A 16,840-nucleotide genomic window follows, 5' to 3' on the forward strand; every position below is an offset into this window, starting at 1 on the left:
TCGGTGCATGTCGTACTCGCCGGTGGGGGGACCGCCGGCCACATCGAGCCCGCGCTCGCCCTCGCGGACGCCCTGCGCAGGCAGGACCCGACCGTGGGGATCACGGCCCTCGGCACGGAGCGCGGACTCGAGACCAGGCTCGTCCCCGAACGGGGCTACGACCTGGCGCTCATCCCTGCCGTGCCGCTGCCCCGCAGGCCCACGCCCGAGCTGATCACTGTCCCCGGGCGGCTGCGCGGCACCATCAAGGCCGCCGAGCAGATCCTGGAGCGTACGAAGGCGGACTGCGTCGTCGGCTTCGGCGGCTATGTCGCGCTGCCCGGCTATCTGGCCGCCAAGCGCCTCGGTGTGCCGATCGTCGTCCACGAGGCCAACGCCCGCCCCGGCCTCGCGAACAAGATCGGCTCCCGGTACGCGGCCGGCGTGGCCGTCGCCACTCCGGACAGCAAGCTCCGCAACGCCCGCTACATCGGCATCCCGCTGCGCTACTCCATCGCCACGCTCGACCGCGCTCGCGTCCGCCCGGAGGCCCGCGCCGCCTTCGGCCTCGACCCTCATCTGCCGACGCTGCTGGTCTCCGGCGGCTCGCAGGGCGCCCGCCGCCTCAACGAGGTGATCCAGCAGATCGCCCCGGTGCTCCAGCAGTCGGGCATCCAGGTCCTGCATGCGGTCGGGCCGAAGAATGAAATGCCGCGCGTGGACAACATGCCCGGTATGCCGCCCTATGTACCGGTACCGTACGTGGACCGGATGGACCTCGCGTACGCCGCGGCCGACATGATGCTCTGCCGCGCGGGCGCGATGACCGTCGCCGAACTCTCCGCCGTCGGGCTGCCCGCCGCGTATGTGCCGCTGCCGATCGGCAACGGCGAACAGCGGCTCAACGCCCAGCCGGTGGTGAAGTCCGGCGGCGGCCTGCTGGTCGACGACGCCGAACTCACCCCCGAGTGGGTCACCGGCAATGTCCTTCCGGTGCTCACCGATCCGCACCGGCTGTACGAGATGTCCCGTGCAGCCGCCGAGTTCGGCCGCAGGGACGCCGACGACCTGCTCGTCGGCATGGTGTACGAGGCGATCGCCGCACGCCGCAAGGCGTAAGAAGGGCAGGGGAGCGTGGCCGGACCGACCACCGCCGAACGTGGTGCACGCAAGCCGTCGGACGGGCCGTCCGGCCCGTCCGCAGCGGACCTGGCACCCCGGCGGCGGCGCCTTCCCGGCCGCCGCGCTCTGCTGTTCGCCGTTGCCGTCTTCGTTTTCGCGGCCGGCGGGATCTGGCTGCTCTACGGCTCCGAATGGCTCCGCGTTGAGCAGGTGAACGCCTCGGGCACCGACGTTCTGACGCCGGACGAGGTGATCCGGGCGGCGGCGGTGCCGATCGGTTCGCCGCTGATTTCCGTCGACACGGACGCCATTGAGGACCGGTTGCGCAAGCAGCTGCCGCGTATCGACTCGGTGGAAGTCGTTCGGTCATGGCCGGACGGGATCGGTATCGAAGTGACCGAGCGAAAGCCCGTCCTACTCCTCGGAAAAGGCGCAAAGTTCGTCGAAGTGGACGCGCACGGCGTCCGGTTCGCCACTGTCGACAAGGCTCCCAAGGCCGTTCCGCTGCTTGAATTGGCCGTCGAGCAGTCGCCGAGTCTGCGTCGATTCGGCACCGACCGGTTGCTCGTCGAGGCGGTACGGATCAGGGGCGATCTCCCCGGAAAAGTCGCCGCGGACACAAGAACCGTTGTAGTCCGCTCGTACGACTACATCACCGTGGAGTTGACCGGAGACCGGACCGTGGTGTGGGGGAGCTCCGAGGAGGGCGAGGCGAAGGCGCGAGCACTCACCGCACTCATGAAAGCCGCGCCGAAGGCCCGCCACTTCGATGTGAGTGCGCCCACCGCCCCTGCCGCGTCAGGGAGTTGACGGACAAAAGTGCTGGCCAGCACCCTGGTTGGTCAGCGCAATGGCTGATCACATAGGGTGAAAAGAAAAACGGGAGGTTCGGCGTGTTCATTGAACGTGCGCCACTTGTCGACTTAGTGTCCTGTTCGGAAGAGTCCAGCGAACAGACACACTGGTAACCCTAAACTTCAACGTTAGGGTTTGGGTCGGCGTTTCGGACCGTCCCATCGGCATCCGCCGCCGCCGCGCGAGAACCGTGCAGTGGCGACAAGTAACTCGAGGCGAGAGGCCTTCGACGTGGCAGCACCGCAGAACTACCTCGCAGTCATCAAGGTCATCGGTGTCGGCGGCGGTGGTGTCAATGCCATCAACCGAATGATCGAGGTCGGTCTCAAGGGCGTCGAGTTCATCGCGATCAACACTGACGCACAGGCACTGTTGATGAGCGACGCCGACGTCAAGCTCGACGTCGGCCGTGAACTCACCCGGGGCCTCGGCGCCGGAGCGAATCCGGCAGTCGGTCGCAAGGCGGCAGAGGACCACCGCGAGGAGATCGAGGAGGTCCTCAAGGGGGCCGACATGGTCTTCGTGACCGCCGGCGAAGGCGGTGGCACCGGCACCGGCGGCGCGCCCGTCGTCGCGAACATCGCCCGTACGCTCGGCGCGCTCACGATCGGTGTGGTCACCCGCCCGTTCACCTTCGAGGGCCGTCGCCGCGCGAACCAGGCCGAGGACGGCATCGCCGAGCTCCGCGAAGAGGTCGACACCCTGATCGTCATCCCGAACGACCGGCTGCTGTCCATCTCGGACCGCCAGGTCAGCGTGCTGGACGCCTTCAAGTCCGCGGACCAGGTGCTGCTTTCGGGTGTCCAGGGCATCACTGACCTCATCACCACGCCGGGCCTGATCAACCTCGACTTCGCCGACGTCAAGTCGGTCATGTCCGAGGCCGGATCGGCGCTCATGGGCATCGGCTCGGCCCGCGGCGACGACCGCGCGGTGGCCGCGGCCGAGATGGCGATCTCCTCGCCGCTGCTCGAGGCGTCCATCGACGGTGCCCGTGGCGTGCTGCTCTCCATCTCCGGCGGCTCGGACCTCGGCCTCTTCGAGATCAACGAGGCCGCCCAGCTGGTCAGCGAGGCCGCCCACCCCGAGGCCAACATCATCTTCGGCGCGGTGATCGACGACGCGCTCGGCGACGAGGTACGGGTCACGGTCATCGCCGCCGGCTTCGACGGCGGACAGCCGCCGACCCGCCGCGACACGGTGCTCGGCTCGTCGAGCAAGCGCGAGGAGCCGCCGGCCACCCCGGCCCGCGGCACCGAGTCCTCCCGTTCGTCGACGCTCGGCTCCGTGCCGGTCCGCGAGGAGCCGCACGCTCCGGAGCCGGCCCCGGCCGCAAGCGACCTGAACTCGTCGCCGCACGTCCCGACGGCCCGTCCCTACCCGGACACCCAGGCCGAAGAGCTGGATGTACCGGACTTCTTGAAGTGACCGTGCAGCACGACGCGATACACGCGAGCGGCGCGCACTTCGCCTTCACCGACCGGTGGGGCGGGGTGAGCGCCGTTCCGTACGAGGAGCTCAACCTCGGCGGCGCGGTCGGCGACGACCCCGCGGCCGTACTGACCAACCGCAAGATCACCGCCGAGGAACTGGGGCTCGACCCGGACGAGGTCGTCTGGATGAACCAGGTCCACGGCAAGGACGTCGCCGAGGTGGACGGCGCCTGGGGGGACGGGCCGATCCCTGCGGTCGACGGCGTGGTCACCGCGCGGCGCGGCCTCGCCCTCGCGGTACTGACCGCCGACTGCACTCCCGTACTGCTGGCCGACCCGGTCGCCGGAGTGGTGGGCGCGGCCCACGCGGGCCGGCCCGGGATGGTCGCCGGAATCGTGCCGGCGACGGTCGAGGCCATGAAGTCGCTGGGTGCGCGGCCGGAGCGGATCATCGCCCGCACCGGGCCCGCGGTCTGCGGACGCTGTTACGAGGTCCCGGAGCAGATGCGGGCCGATGTCGCCGCGGCCGAGCCGGCCGCCTGGTCCGAGACCAGCTGGGGCACACCGGCCGTCGACGTCACCGCCGGAGTCCACGCACAGCTCGAAGCCCTCGGCGTACGGGACCGTCGGGCGTCCGCGGTCTGCACACTGGAATCGCGGGACCACTTCTCGTACCGCCGCGACCGCACCACCGGGCGGCTTGCCGGATATGTGTTTCTGGAAGGGCCATGACCGACCGCAGAACCGAACTCGCCGACAATCTGGCGTCGGTGGAGGAACGTATCGCCTCCGCCTGCGTGGCCGCCGGCCGCAAGCGGGAGGAGGTGACCCTCATCGTGGTCACCAAGACCTACCCGGCCAGTGATGTGCGGCTGCTCCATGAACTCGGTGTGCGGCATGTGGCCGAGAACCGTGATCAGGATGCGGCGCCCAAGGCGGCGGCCTGCTCGGATCTGGATCTCCGCTGGCACTTTGTCGGCCAGTTGCAGACCAACAAGGTCCGTTCCGTGGCGAGTTATGCCGATATTGTGCAGTCGGCCGACCGGCTCAGGCTGGTCAACTCGCTCTCCGCCGCGGCCGTGCGTGCGGAGCGTGAGCTCGGCTGTCTGATCCAGGTCGCACTGGACGCCGGCTCGGGCGCACGCGGCGAGCGCGGCGGCGTCGCGCCCGACGGCATCGGGGAGTTGGCCGCCGCGATCGACGGCTCACCAGGACTGCGGCTCGACGGACTGATGACCGTCGCGCCGCTCGCCGGACCGTACGCGGGACGGCAACAGGCGGCGTTCGAGCGGCTGATGGAATTCTCATCCAGCCTGCGCGCCGGGCATCCGGCTGCGAACATGGTGTCAGCAGGGATGAGTGCGGACCTCGAAGAAGCAGTGGCGGCCGGAGCGACACATGTACGCGTCGGCACTGCGGTACTCGGAGTCCGACCCCGGCTCGGGTAACGTCGCGAAGCAAGTCGGACCACAGCAGAAAATATGGTCATTTCCGCCACAATGCGGGCAGACCTAGTGGATCGCGGGCACTTGGTGACGAATGCCGATCCACCACAGAGCGGAGGACTCAGAGAATGGCCGGCGCGATGCGCAAGATGGCGGTCTACCTCGGCCTCGTGGAGGACGATGGGTACGACGGCCGGGGTTTCGATCCCGACGACGATTTCGAACCCGAGCCGGAACCCGAGCGGGAGCACCGGCGGCACCAGCCCCCGCATCAGGTGGAGCGGGAGGAACCGGTGCGGGTGGTGCAGCCCCCCGCACAACGTGAACCAGTGCCACATTCCGCTTCGCTATCCGCTGAAAGCGGACGTCCGGCACGAATTGCCCCCGTGGCATCCATCACACCTGAACGTCCGAACCTGGAGAAGAACGCACCGGTGATCATGCCCAAGGTCGTGTCCGAGCGGGAGCCGTACCGCATCACCACACTGCACCCGCGGACCTACAACGAGGCCCGTACCATCGGGGAACACTTCCGCGAGGGCACCCCGGTGATCATGAATCTGACGGAGATGGATGACACCGATGCGAAGCGACTTGTCGACTTTGCCGCCGGTCTGGTCTTCGGTCTCCATGGCAGCATTGAGCGAGTGACGCAGAAGGTGTTCCTGTTGTCGCCTGCTAACGTCGATGTCACGGCGGAGGACAAGGCCCGCATCGCAGAGGGCGGATTCTTCAACCAGAGCTGAGAGCACGACACGGGAACGACCCGGCCGCGAGGCCGGTACACATGTGAGCCAGGGGAGAGGGAAGCGCGGAAATGGGCGTCGCACTGGATGTGATCTACATCGCGCTGGTGTGCTTCCTTGTCGTGCTGATCTTTCGGCTCGTCATGGACTACGTCTTCCAGTTCGCGCGCTCATGGCAACCCGGCAAGGCGATGGTGGTCGTTCTGGAGGCCACTTACACTGTCACCGATCCACCGCTCAAGCTTCTGCGGCGGTTCATTCCGCCGCTGCGTCTCGGGGGCGTGGCACTCGACCTGTCCTTCTTCGTTCTGATGATCATCGTTTACATTCTGATCTCTGTCGTCAACGGCGTGGGGAACTGATGTGAGCGATACGGTCTTGCCGACTGCCGACGACTACGTAGAGGTGAAGAAGAGATGCCGCTGACCCCCGAGGACGTGCGGAACAAGCAGTTCACGACCGTCCGCCTCCGAGAAGGCTATGACGAGGACGAGGTCGATGCCTTCCTCGACGAGGTCGAGTCCGAACTGACCCGCCTGCTCCGCGAGAACGAGGACCTGCGCGCCAAGCTGGCCGCTGCGACTCGTGCGGCCGCGCAGAACCAGCAGCAGCAGGGCATGCGCAAGCCGCCGGAGCCGCAGGACGGCCGCGGTCCGGGCGCGCCGGTGCCCGCCGCCATATCCGGACCGCCGGTCCAGCAGCAGCCCCCGCAGATGGGCCCGCCCCAGCTGCCCGGTGGCGCTCCGCAGCTTCCGGCCGGCCCCGGTGGACACGGACCGCAGGGCCCGCACGGCCCCGGCCCGATGCAGGGCGGTCCCATGGGTGGCCCGATGGGCGGCCCCATGGGTCACGGCCCGCAGATGCCGCAGCAGGGACCTGGTGGCGACAGCGCCGCCCGGGTGCTCTCGCTTGCGCAGCAGACCGCGGACCAGGCGATCGCCGAGGCGCGTTCCGAGGCCAACAAGATCGTCGGCGAGGCGCGTTCGCGCGCCGAGGGCCTGGAGCGGGACGCCCGCGCCAAGGCCGACGCCCTGGAGCGGGACGCGCAGGAGAAGCACCGCGTTGCGATGGGCTCGCTGGAGTCGGCCCGCGCCACGCTGGAGCGCAAGGTCGAGGACCTGCGAGGCTTCGAGCGCGAGTACCGCACGCGTCTGAAGTCCTACCTCGAGTCGCAGCTGCGTCAGCTGGAGACCCAGGCGGACGACTCGCTGGCTCCGCCGCGTACGCCGGCGACCGCGTCACTGCCGCCGTCCCCGTCGATGGCTTCGGCCGGCGCGGGTGCGATGGGCCACACCATGGGCGGCAACCCGTCCATGGGCCAGTCGATGGGACAGATGGGCAACCCGTCCATGGGCGGACCGTCGTACGGCGGCCAGCAGCAGATGTCTCCGGCGATGACCCAGCCGATGGCACCGGTCCGGCCGCAGGCGCCGCAGCCGATGCAGCAGGCGCCGTCGCCGATGCGCGGCTTCCTGATCGACGAGGACGACAACTGACGGCCGCTCGCGCGAATCGCGCGTAGCCGTCGGCAGGCTGAGGGCCGGGCCCGGGACTTCACGTCCCGGGCCCGGCCCTTTGCCATGCCCGGGAGCCGCCCGCCTGCCTCGGCGGCTCCGCGCCAGACTTCGGGCCTTCCCTGCGCGCCTGCGGGAGTGGAGACCCCGGCGCGGCTGGTCCTCGGGCTTCGCCCGGTTCCGCTCGCCACGGCGGCGGCCGAAAGCCGTGAGAGTGCCAATCCGGCCGCTGATGCGTCCCGCTTCGCCGACGCCGGTGCGCGGGAGGGCCTGTGGGCCGCCCGCAGGGCGGGGAGAAACGCGACGGCCCGGACCCCGGAACACGGGGGCCGGGCCGTCAGGGCCGGGGTCAGACCTTGCGCAGGCGGAAGGTGAGGGACAGGCCCTCGTCCGTGAACGGGGTTCCGAACGAGTCGTCCGCGGCGTCCGTCGTGAACGTGGTCGCCAGGACCTCGTCCGCGATCAACGGCGCGTGCTTCGTGAGGGCTTCCGTCGTGGACGGGTCCGCCGAGGACCAGCTCACCGCGATCCGGTCCGCCACGTCCAGGCCGCTGTTCTTACGGGCCTCCTGGATCAGCCGGATCGCGTCACGGGCCAGGCCCGCGAGGCGGAGTTCCGGAGTGATCTCCAGGTCGAGCGCGACCGTCGCACCCGAGTCGGAGGCCACCGACCAGCCCTCCCGCGGGGTCTCCGTGATGATGACCTCCTCCGGGGAGAGGGTGACGGTCTCGCCGTCCACGGAGACCGTCGCGTTGCCCTCGCGCAGTGCCAGGGACAGCGCCGCGGCGTCGGCCTCTGCGACCGCCTTCGCCACCGCCTGCACCCCCTTGCCGAAACGCTTGCCCAGCGCCCGGAAGTTCGCCTTCGCCGTCGTGTCGACGAGCGAGCCGCCGACCTCCGAAAGGGACGCGAGCGACGAGACGTTGAGCTCCTCGGTGATCTGGGCGTGGAGTTCGGGCGAGAGCGTTTCGAAGCCCGCCACCGCGACCAGCGCGCGGGACAGCGGCTGGCGGGTCTTCACGCCCGACTCCGCACGCGTCGCACGGCCCAGCTCCACCAGCCGGCGGACCAGCGCCATCTGCGTCGACAGCGCCGGGTCGATGGCGGACAGATCCGGCTCCGGCCAGGACGAGAGATGGACGGACTCCGGGGCGTCGGGCGTCACCGGGACCACCAGGTCCTGCCAGACCCGCTCCGTGATGAACGGCGTCAGCGGGGCCATCAGGCGGGTCACGGTCTCCACGACCTCGTGCAGCGTGCGCAGCGCCGAGGCGTCGCCCTGCCAGAAGCGGCGGCGCGAGCGGCGTACGTACCAGTTGGACAGGTCGTCGACGAACGACGACAGCAGCTTGCCGGCGCGCTGGGTGTCGTACGACTCCAGCGCCGAAGTGACCTGGTCCACCAGCGCGTTGAGCTCGCTCAGCAGCCAGCGGTCCAGGACCGTGCGCTCCGCCGGGGCCGGATCCGCCGCGGACGGGGCCCAGTTGGAGGTACGGGCGTACAGCGCCTGGAAGGCGACCGTGTTCCAGTACGTCAGGAGCGTCTTGCGCACGACCTCCTGGATCGTGCCGTGACCCACCCGGCGCGCGGCCCAGGGTGAGCCGCCCGCCGCCATGAACCAGCGGACGGCGTCAGCGCCGTGCTGGTCCATCAGCGGGATCGGCTGCAGGATGTTCCCCAGGTGCTTGGACATCTTGCGGCCGTCCTCGGCGAGGATGTGGCCGAGGCACACCACGTTCTCGTACGAGGACTTGTCGAAGACCAGCGTGCCGACGGCCATCAGCGTGTAGAACCACCCGCGCGTCTGGTCGATCGCCTCCGAGATGAACTGCGCCGGATAGCGCTTCTCGAAGATCTCCTTGTTCTTGTACGGGTAGCCCCACTGCGCGAACGGCATCGAACCCGAGTCGTACCAGGCGTCGATGACCTCGGGCACCCGCGTCGCCGTGCCGGAGCACTGCGGGCACGCGAAGGTGACCTCGTCGATGAACGGGCGGTGCGGGTCCAGCTCCGACTGGTCCGTGCCCGTCAGTTCGGTCAGCTCCGCGCGCGAGCCGACGACGGTGAGGTGGTCCTCCTCGCAGCGCCAGATCGGCAGCGGCGTGCCCCAGTAGCGGTTGCGCGACAGCGCCCAGTCGATGTTGTTGTTCAGCCAGTCCCCGTACCGGCCCTGCTTGACCGAGTCCGGGATCCAGTTGGTGTTCTCGTTCTCCTGGAGCAGCCGGTCCTTGATCGCGGTGGTGCGGATGTACCAGGACGGCTGCGCGTAGTAGAGCAGCGCCGTGTGGCAGCGCCAGCAGTGCGGATAGCTGTGCTCGTACGGGACGTGCCGGAACAGCAGACCGCGGTCCTGCAGGTCCTTTGTCAGCGCCTCGTCGGCCTTCTTGAAGAAGACGCCGCCGACGAGCGGGACATCCTCCTCGAAGGTGCCGTCGGGACGGACCGGGTTCACGACCGGCAGGCCGTACTCACGGCAGACCTTGAGGTCGTCCTCGCCGAAGGCGGGGGACTGGTGGACCAGACCCGTACCGTCCTCGGTCGTGACGTACTCGGCGTTGACCACGTAGTGGGCGGGCTGGTCGAAGGGCACGAGCGCGAAGGGACGGTCGTACGTCCAGCGCTCCATCTCCGCGCCGGTGAAGGACGGGCCCGCAACCTCCCAGCCTTCACCGAGCGCCTTCTCCAGCAGCGGCTCGGCGACGACCAGCTTCTCCTCGCCGTTCGTCGCCACCACGTACGTGACGTCGGGGTGCGCGGCGACCGCCGTGTTGGACACCAGCGTCCACGGGGTGGTCGTCCACACCAGGAGGGCCGCCTCGCCCGCGAGCGGGCCGGAGGTGAGCGGGAAGCGGACGAAGACCGAGGGGTCCACGACCGTCTCGTAGCCCTGCGCCAGCTCGTGGTCGGACAGGCCGGTGCCGCAACGCGGGCACCACGGGGCGACGCGGTGGTCCTGGACCAGCAGGCCCTTGTTGAAGATCTCCTTGAGCGACCACCAGACCGACTCGATGTACGACGGGTCCATGGTCCGGTACGCGTCGTCGAGGTCGACCCAGTAGCCCATGCGGTCCGTCAGCTCGGCGAACGCGTCCGTGTGCCGGGTCACCGACTCTCGGCACCTGGCGTTGAACTCCGCGATGCCGTACGCCTCGATGTCCTTCTTGCCGGAGAAGCCGAGCTCCTTCTCGACGGCGAGCTCGACCGGCAGGCCGTGGCAGTCCCAGCCGGCCTTGCGGGCGACGTGGTAGCCGCGCATCGTGCGGAAGCGCGGGAAGACGTCCTTGAAGACGCGGGCCTCGATGTGGTGGGCGCCGGGCATGCCGTTGGCGGTCGGCGGGCCCTCGTAGAAGACCCACTCCGGACGGCCCTCGGACTGTTCGAGGCTCTTGGCGAAGACCTTGTTCTCGCGCCAGAAATCGAGCACGGCGTGCTCGAGCGCGGGCAGGTCGACCTGGGCGGGCACCTGGCGGTACTGCGGCGGGGTCATGTACGAGCTCCTCCGGCGGACAGATTCTCTTCCGTCGGAGGGACGAGAGCCGTGGGCTCCCGCGGTACCACCCTCCTTGGCCCGTCGGCCGTCGCCGGTGAGCCCCCTCATTGGGGTCGCGACGCCGGGTCTACTCGCCTCGCGGCTTTCTTCCGGCAGCTCCGGGGTGATCCTTCACTTCGCGCTCGCCCCCGGGCTCGCACCGTCCCCGGGTCGCTCATGGCTGCGTACGACGCTACTCGTCCCCATCCAAGCCTTTCGCTCCGCCCAGTGTACGGGCCCTCACGGAGGTTGCCCGACCGGTTTTCGCGAGCGCGGCGGCGGGCCTCGTACATGACCCGAATGGCCAGTCGCGGCCCGACGGAGTCCGGCTCCGTCGCCGGGGCGGATTACCCGGCGGGGAGCTGGGCACAACGGATGCAGGTTCGTCTTGCCGCAGGCCGGGGCGGGCCGCAGTGGCGGCGTGCCCCGTTTGCCGCGGGGCTTGGGTCGATTTATCGTCCCAGCACGATTCGCGCGCAAGATCACAATATGTGAAGGGGCCGCGGCCATGGTGGCGAAGAAGACCGCCGAGAGGAAGTCGGCGTCCGCGAGATCCACCTCTGCTGCGGCGGCGGCCAAGGATCCGAGCGGCAGGAAAAGCACCGTGGCGCGGCAGGCCGCGGCGAAGAAGACGGCTGGCACCAAGGAGGCGGCGGCGAAGAAGGTCACCGGGGCAGGCAAGAGCGCCACGGCGAAGGAGACGGCCGCCGGGAAAGAGACGACCGCCGCCACCAAGAAGGCCACCGCGACGAGGACGACCGTCGGCAGGAAAACCACCCCGACCAAGAAGGCCGAAGCCAAGCGGGCCGAAGCCAAGAAAGGCACCGTGACCACGAAGGCGGCCGCCACGAAGACCGCGACCCAGAAGACGACAGCCAAGAAGACCACCGCCAGGACAGCCACCAAGAAGGCGACCTCGAAGACGGCCAAGGCCGCGAAGGAGACGACCGTGCCCAAGGCGACGGCGCCTGCGAAGAAGTCAGTGGCCAAGAAGGCTGCGAAGAAGGCCGCGACCGCGGCCAAGGGGGCGGCCGAGGCCGCGAAGCAGACAGGAGCCAGGACGGTGGGAGCGAAGAAGACCGCGGCTGCGGTATCGGCGGCCGGCAAGAGCGCGAGCGCTGCCCCGACGGCCCGCGCATTGGCCGTGACACCTCCGCAGGAGCTGGCGGTACGGCCCGGTGAGGACCCATGGACCCCGGAAGAGGTCGCCGCCGCGCGGGCCGAGCTGGAGAGCGAGGCGACTCGCCTGAGCAACGAGATCAGCTCCTCCGAGGAGGCGCTGGTCGGGATGATGCGGGACTCCGGCGACGGCGCGGGCGACGACGACGCGGACACCGGCACCAAGAACATCACGCGGGAGCACGAGATGGCGCTGAACGCCAACGCCCGCGAGATGCTGGAGCAGACCGAGCGGGCGCTGCTGCGTCTCGACGCCGGGACGTACGGGCTCTGCGAGGTGTGCGGCAAGCCGATCGGAAAGGCCCGGATGCAGGCCTTCCCGCGGGCCACACTGTGTGTGGAGGACAAGCAGAAGCAGGAGCGACGGGGCTGAGAGTCCCGTATGTGTGTGCCGTACCCTCGTGCTCAGTCAGGCACCTAGGTTGAGGGACTCACGTGGCAGAGGCGGAGCGCATCATCGGTACGCCGGATCCGGATTCAGCAGGAGCCGACGAGGCTGCGGCCCCCGACGAGGCGGCGGCGTCCGCCGAGCCGACCGGGCGCCGGCGCAGGATCGCCGTCCTCTTCGGCGTGGCGGTCGTGGCCTATCTGCTCGACCTCGGCAGCAAGATGCTCGTGGTGGCCAAGCTGGAGCACCACGAGCCGATCGAGATCATCGGCGATCTGCTGAAGTTCGAGGCGGTACGGAACGCCGGCGCGGCCTTCGGTATCGGTGAGGCTTTCACCGTGATCTTCACGGTGATCGCGGCCGCCGTGATCGTGGTGATCGCCCGGCTGGCGCGCAAGCTCTACAGCCTGCCCTGGGCGATTGCGCTCGGGCTGCTGCTGGGTGGCGCGCTCGGCAATCTCACCGACCGGATCTTCCGTTCGCCGGGCGTCTTCGAGGGCGCGGTCGTCGACTTCATCGCGCCCGCGCACTTCGCGGTCTTCAACCTCGCCGACTCCGCGATCGTCTGCGGCGGGTTCCTGATTGTGATCCTCTCCTTCCGCGGGCTGGACCCCGACGGGACCGTCCACAAGGACTGACAAGGCATACTCGACGGGTGAGTACCCTTCCCGAGATCCGCACCCTGCCCGTACCTGATGGCCTTGAGGGCGAGCGCGTCGACGCCGCCATCTCCCGTATGTTCGGGTTCTCCCGCACCAAGGCGGCGGAGCTCGCCGCCGCCGGGAAGGTGCAGGTCGACGGCTCGGTGGTGGGCAAGTCCGAGCGGGTGCAGGGCGGTGCGTGGCTCGAGGTGGAGATGCCTCAGGCGCCCGCGCCGGTGCAGATCGTGGCCGAGCCGGTCGAGGGCATGGAGATCGTGCACGACGACGAGGACATCGTCGTGATCGTCAAGCCGGTCGGTGTGGCCGCGCATCCGAGCCCCGGCTGGACCGGGACGACGGTAATCGGTGGCCTCGCCGCCGCCGGATACCGGATCTCGACGTCGGGCGCGGCCGAGCGGCAGGGCATCGTGCACCGGCTCGACGTCGGTACCTCGGGACTGATGGTGGTCGCCAAGTCGGAGCGGGCGTACACGCTGCTCAAGCAGCAGTTCCGGGAGCGTACGGTCGACAAGCGCTACCACGCGCTGGTGCAGGGGCATCCGGACCCGATGAGCGGGACGATCGACGCACCGATCGGCCGGCACCCGAACCACGACTACAAGTGGGCGGTCACGGCGGACGGCAAGCCGTCGGTCACGCACTACGACCTGATGGAGGCCTTCCGCGCGGCCTCGCTGCTGGACATCAAGCTGGAGACCGGCCGTACGCACCAGATCCGGGTGCACATGGCCGCGCACCGGCATCCGTGCGTCGGGGATCTGACGTACGGCGCGGATCCGACGATGGCGAAGCGGCTCGGCCTGACCCGGCAGTGGCTGCACGCGGTGCGTCTCGGCTTCGAGCACCCGTCGGACGGGCAGTGGGTGGAGTTCGCGAGCGTCTACCCGGACGATCTGCAGCAGGCGCTGGACAAGATCGCGGCGGAGAGCGCATGAGTGCGTACGACGTGCGGGTGGCGGCCGGGCCCGCCGACCGCGAGGCCTGTTTCGCGGTCCGCAAGGAAGTCTTCGTCGTCGAGCAGCGGGTGCCCGCGGAGATCGAGTACGACGACTTCGACACCGTCGAGGCCGACACGGTGCATGTGCTCGCGGTGTCCGACGACGGTACGCCGCTGGGCACGGGACGGCTGCTGCACGGCCCGGCCGCGACGGACAAGACGGACGGCGACCTGTCGGTGGGTTCGCTGGGCAGGCTGGCGGTGACCCAGCGGGCGCGGGGCCTGGGCGTCGGCGTGGCACTGGTCCGCGCGATCGAGACGGCGGCGCGTGAGCGCGGCCTGGCGTGGGTGGACCTGCATGCGCAGACGCACGCGCTGGGGTTCTACGAGCGGCTTGGGTACGCGGCGTACGGCCCGGAGTTCCTGGACGCGGGCATCGGCCACCGGGCGATGCGGCGGTCTTTGTAACCAAGGTCCCAGTCCGGGGTCCTCTTCCGGAGGTCCCGTTCCCGAGGTCCGTTCCGGAGATCCCGTTCCGCTCGCTCGGCGAGGTGTTTCGGACCGTGAGCCGGAGCCGGTGCCGGTGCAGGCTTGAGCCCTTGATCGTTGAGGCTCGAGCCTGGCGGAGGGCGCTTCATGGACCAACTGGCCCTGCTGTTCGTGCTGGTGCTCGGGGCCGTGGTGACCGTGCCGCTGGGCGAGCGGCTGGATCTGCCCGCGCCGGTGCTGATGACGCTCGCCGGGATCGTCGTCGCGTTTGTGCCGTTCGTGCCGAACGTCGACGTCCCGCCCGAATTCATCCTGCCCCTCGTGCTGCCGCCACTGCTGTACGCCGCCGTACAGCGCACCTCCTGGCGGCAGTTCACGGCCAACGTGCGGCCGATCCTGCTGCTGGCCGTCGCGCTGGTCTTCGTGACCACCGTGGCCGTTGCGGCCGTCGCCAACGCCGTCGTGCCCGGGCTGCCGATCGCCGCCGCCGTCGCGCTCGGTGCGCTCGTCGCGCCGCCCGATCCCGTCGCCGCGACCGCCGTCGCCGGATCTCTCGGGCTGCCGCGCCGGCTGGTCTCCATCCTGGAAGGGGAGGGACTGTTCAACGACGTCACGGCGATCGTGCTGTACCACGTGGCGGTCGCCGCGGCCGTGAGCGGAACCTTCTCCTGGCCCGACGCCGTCGGCGAGCTCGTGCTCTCCGCCGTGGTCGCCGTCGCCGTGGGGCTGGTGCTCGGCTGGCTCTGCAACAAGCTGATGGGCCTGCTCGGCGACGCGACGCTGCAGATCGGCCTGTCGCTGATGGTGCCGTTCGTGAGCTACGTACTGGCCGAGGAGCTGAAGGGCTCCGGCGTCCTCGCCGTCCTCACCACCGCGCTCTACCTCGCCGAGCGCACCGCCGACGCCGACGACGTGATGGGCCGGCTCGCCGGGAACACCTTCTGGCAGATCATCGACACCCTGGTGACCGGAGTGGCCTTCGGCCTCATCGGCCTCGAACTGCACAACGTCTTCGGCACCGCCGACGATCTGCTGGGGCAGATGCTGGGCTGGGGTGCCGCGGTCGTCGGCGTCGTCGTTGCGGTGCGGCTGTTGTGGCTGCTGCCCGCCACCTGGCTCGCCAAGCGACTGCACTCGCGCCGCGACTACGACGAGGAGATCCCGGTCGGCTGGCGCGAGACCGTCGTCATGTGGTGGTCCGGCATGCGCGGCGTGGTATCCGTCGCGCTGGCGCTCGCCATTCCGCTGAAGACGGACGGCGGAGCGGACTTCCCGGCCCGCGACGAGATCATCTTCATCGCGTTCGCGGTCGTCCTTTCCACGCTCGTACTCCAGGGCCTCACCCTGCCCTGGCTGGTGCGGCGGCTCGGCGTGCGGGCCGACACGGACGCCGAGCGGGAACTGGAGCGGAGCCTCGCGATCCGGGCGACGAAGGCGGCCAGGCACCGGCTCCGTGAGATCGAGGAGGTGGAGGAGCTGCCGGAGGAGATCAGCGAACGGCTGCAGCGCACCGCGTTCGACATGGGCGTGCGGATCAGCCCGGACATCGTCGACGACGAGCGGCGCGAATGGTCCGCCAAACGGCAGGACCGGCTCAAGACGGTGCGGCGCGTCCAGCGCGAGATGATGTCGGCCGCCCGCCACGAGGTGCTCTCGGCCCGCAACGAGCCGGGCGCGGACCCCGAGGTGGTGGACCGGGTGCTGCGCCACCTGGACGTCCGCAGCCTCCGCTGACCCTGCGGCCGGCGTGGTCGGCTCGTAGGATCCGGACATGGCGCGCACCGTGGTGATCAGTGGCGGAGGGACCGGGATCGGCTTCGCGGCGGCGGAGATCTTCGCCGCGGACGGCGAGCAGGTGGTGCTGCTCGGGCGGCGCGAGGAGGTGCTGGAGCGGGCCGCCGGGCGGATTCCCGGCGCCGTCTACTGTCCGGCCGATCTGAGCGAGCCCCAAGGCGCCCGCCGCGTCGCGGAGTTCGTCGTGCGCGAGTACGGCACGGTCGACGTCCTCGTGCACAGCGCGGGCGGCAACGGCGAGCTGGAGGAGCGCCCGGAGCACCAGGACCCGCTGGACGCGCTCGCGCACGACTGGACCGTCAACTTCCGCCTCAACACCCTCACCGCAGCGCTGCTCACCGAGGCGCTGCGGGACCATCTGGCCACGCCGGGCGGCCGCGTGCTGTTCCTCAGCTCCATCGCCGCGTACCGGGGCTCGGGCAAGGGCCCGTACGCCGCGTCGAAGGCCGCGCTCCACCCGTACGCATTCCAGCTCGCCCGCCAACTCGGACCGCGCGGTATCACGGTGAACCTCGTGGCGCCCGGTCTCGTCGAGGAGACCGGATTCTTCGGCGGCGGCGAAATCCCCGAGGAGCGGCGCGCGGCACTGATCGCCGAGACCGCCACCGGACGCGTCGGTCACCCGGGCGATGTCGCCCAGACCCTGCACTGGCTGGCCTCGTCCGCGGCCGGGCACATCACGGCCCAGGTCATCCAGGTCAACGGCGGCGCGGAACGCAGCCACTAGCCGTTCGTCGGGCACTGGCCGGTCGTCGTCCATCAGACGAA

Annotated in this window: 15 protein-coding genes; 14 read left to right on the forward strand and 1 reads right to left on the reverse strand. The window is 69.8% G+C overall.

Annotated features, from left to right (window positions below):
* Window positions 1-3: 3 nt before the first annotated feature.
* The 8 genes from murG to ACH4YL_RS29915 all read left to right on the forward strand — a co-directional run bounded on the left by murG (window position 4) and on the right by ACH4YL_RS29915 (window position 7,076).
* Window positions 4-1,098 (forward strand): undecaprenyldiphospho-muramoylpentapeptide beta-N-acetylglucosaminyltransferase, encoded by a 1,095-nt coding sequence (murG, locus tag ACH4YL_RS29880; RefSeq protein ID WP_398510561.1) that lies wholly within the window; start codon window positions 4-6, stop codon window positions 1,096-1,098.
* A gap of 15 nt (window positions 1,099-1,113) precedes the next feature.
* The gene (locus tag ACH4YL_RS29885) at window positions 1,114-1,911 is read left to right on the forward strand and encodes a cell division protein FtsQ/DivIB (RefSeq protein ID WP_398510562.1); all 798 of its coding nucleotides are present in this window, start codon (window positions 1,114-1,116) and stop codon (window positions 1,909-1,911) included.
* A 240-nt stretch (window positions 1,912-2,151) separates the two neighbouring features.
* Complete coding sequence (gene ftsZ / locus ACH4YL_RS29890) at window positions 2,152-3,384, forward strand: cell division protein FtsZ (RefSeq protein ID WP_398510563.1); 1,233 nt, start codon at window positions 2,152-2,154, stop codon at window positions 3,382-3,384.
* Window positions 3,381-4,121, forward strand: a complete 741-nt coding sequence (gene pgeF, locus ACH4YL_RS29895) for a peptidoglycan editing factor PgeF (RefSeq protein WP_398510564.1) — start codon at window positions 3,381-3,383, stop codon at window positions 4,119-4,121. Before ftsZ ends, pgeF begins: the two co-directional genes overlap by 4 nt.
* Window positions 4,118-4,837: a YggS family pyridoxal phosphate-dependent enzyme gene (locus ACH4YL_RS29900; RefSeq protein ID WP_398510565.1), complete on the forward strand. Its 720-nt coding sequence runs from the start codon at window positions 4,118-4,120 to the stop codon at window positions 4,835-4,837. Before pgeF ends, ACH4YL_RS29900 begins: the two co-directional genes overlap by 4 nt.
* 125 nt (window positions 4,838-4,962) lie before the next feature.
* Window positions 4,963-5,580: a cell division protein SepF gene (locus ACH4YL_RS29905; RefSeq protein WP_398510566.1), complete on the forward strand. Its 618-nt coding sequence runs from the start codon at window positions 4,963-4,965 to the stop codon at window positions 5,578-5,580.
* A 71-nt stretch (window positions 5,581-5,651) separates the two neighbouring features.
* Window positions 5,652-5,942 (forward strand): YggT family protein, encoded by a 291-nt coding sequence (locus ACH4YL_RS29910; protein WP_398510567.1) that lies wholly within the window; start codon window positions 5,652-5,654, stop codon window positions 5,940-5,942.
* 54 nt (window positions 5,943-5,996) lie between these two features.
* Window positions 5,997-7,076 (forward strand): DivIVA domain-containing protein, encoded by a 1,080-nt coding sequence (locus ACH4YL_RS29915; RefSeq protein ID WP_398510568.1) that lies wholly within the window; start codon window positions 5,997-5,999, stop codon window positions 7,074-7,076.
* A 367-nt stretch (window positions 7,077-7,443) separates the two neighbouring features.
* Here ACH4YL_RS29915 and ileS read toward each other — a convergent pair whose 3' ends face one another.
* The gene (gene ileS, locus ACH4YL_RS29920; RefSeq protein WP_398510569.1) at window positions 7,444-10,581 is read right to left on the reverse strand and encodes an isoleucine--tRNA ligase; all 3,138 of its coding nucleotides are present in this window, start codon (window positions 10,579-10,581) and stop codon (window positions 7,444-7,446) included.
* Between the two features lie 550 nt (window positions 10,582-11,131).
* On the opposite strand from ileS, the gene ACH4YL_RS29925 reads away from it, so the two are divergent.
* The 6 genes from ACH4YL_RS29925 (at window position 11,132) to ACH4YL_RS29950 (ending at window position 16,799) form a co-directional block, all read left to right on the forward strand.
* The gene (locus ACH4YL_RS29925; RefSeq protein ID WP_398510570.1) at window positions 11,132-12,175 is read left to right on the forward strand and encodes a TraR/DksA family transcriptional regulator; all 1,044 of its coding nucleotides are present in this window, start codon (window positions 11,132-11,134) and stop codon (window positions 12,173-12,175) included.
* A gap of 62 nt (window positions 12,176-12,237) precedes the next feature.
* Window positions 12,238-12,828 (forward strand): signal peptidase II, encoded by a 591-nt coding sequence (lspA, locus tag ACH4YL_RS29930; RefSeq protein ID WP_398510571.1) that lies wholly within the window; start codon window positions 12,238-12,240, stop codon window positions 12,826-12,828.
* Between the two features lie 17 nt (window positions 12,829-12,845).
* A complete protein-coding gene (locus ACH4YL_RS29935) occupies window positions 12,846-13,787 on the forward strand; it encodes an RluA family pseudouridine synthase (RefSeq protein ID WP_398510572.1) in 942 nt (313 codons plus the stop codon).
* Window positions 13,784-14,257: a GNAT family N-acetyltransferase gene (locus ACH4YL_RS29940; RefSeq protein WP_398510573.1), complete on the forward strand. Its 474-nt coding sequence runs from the start codon at window positions 13,784-13,786 to the stop codon at window positions 14,255-14,257. The genes ACH4YL_RS29935 and ACH4YL_RS29940 overlap by 4 nt, the downstream gene beginning before the upstream one ends.
* A gap of 168 nt (window positions 14,258-14,425) precedes the next feature.
* A complete protein-coding gene (locus tag ACH4YL_RS29945) occupies window positions 14,426-16,012 on the forward strand; it encodes a Na+/H+ antiporter (protein WP_398510574.1) in 1,587 nt (528 codons plus the stop codon).
* Window positions 16,013-16,049: 37 nt separating this feature from the next.
* Complete coding sequence (locus tag ACH4YL_RS29950) at window positions 16,050-16,799, forward strand: SDR family NAD(P)-dependent oxidoreductase (RefSeq protein ID WP_398510575.1); 750 nt, start codon at window positions 16,050-16,052, stop codon at window positions 16,797-16,799.
* Window positions 16,800-16,840: the final 41 nt, after the last annotated feature.

Origin of the sequence: Streptomyces sp. NPDC020681 (assembly GCF_044334895.1) — a bacterium.
GTDB lineage: Bacteria > Actinomycetota > Actinomycetes > Streptomycetales > Streptomycetaceae > Streptomyces.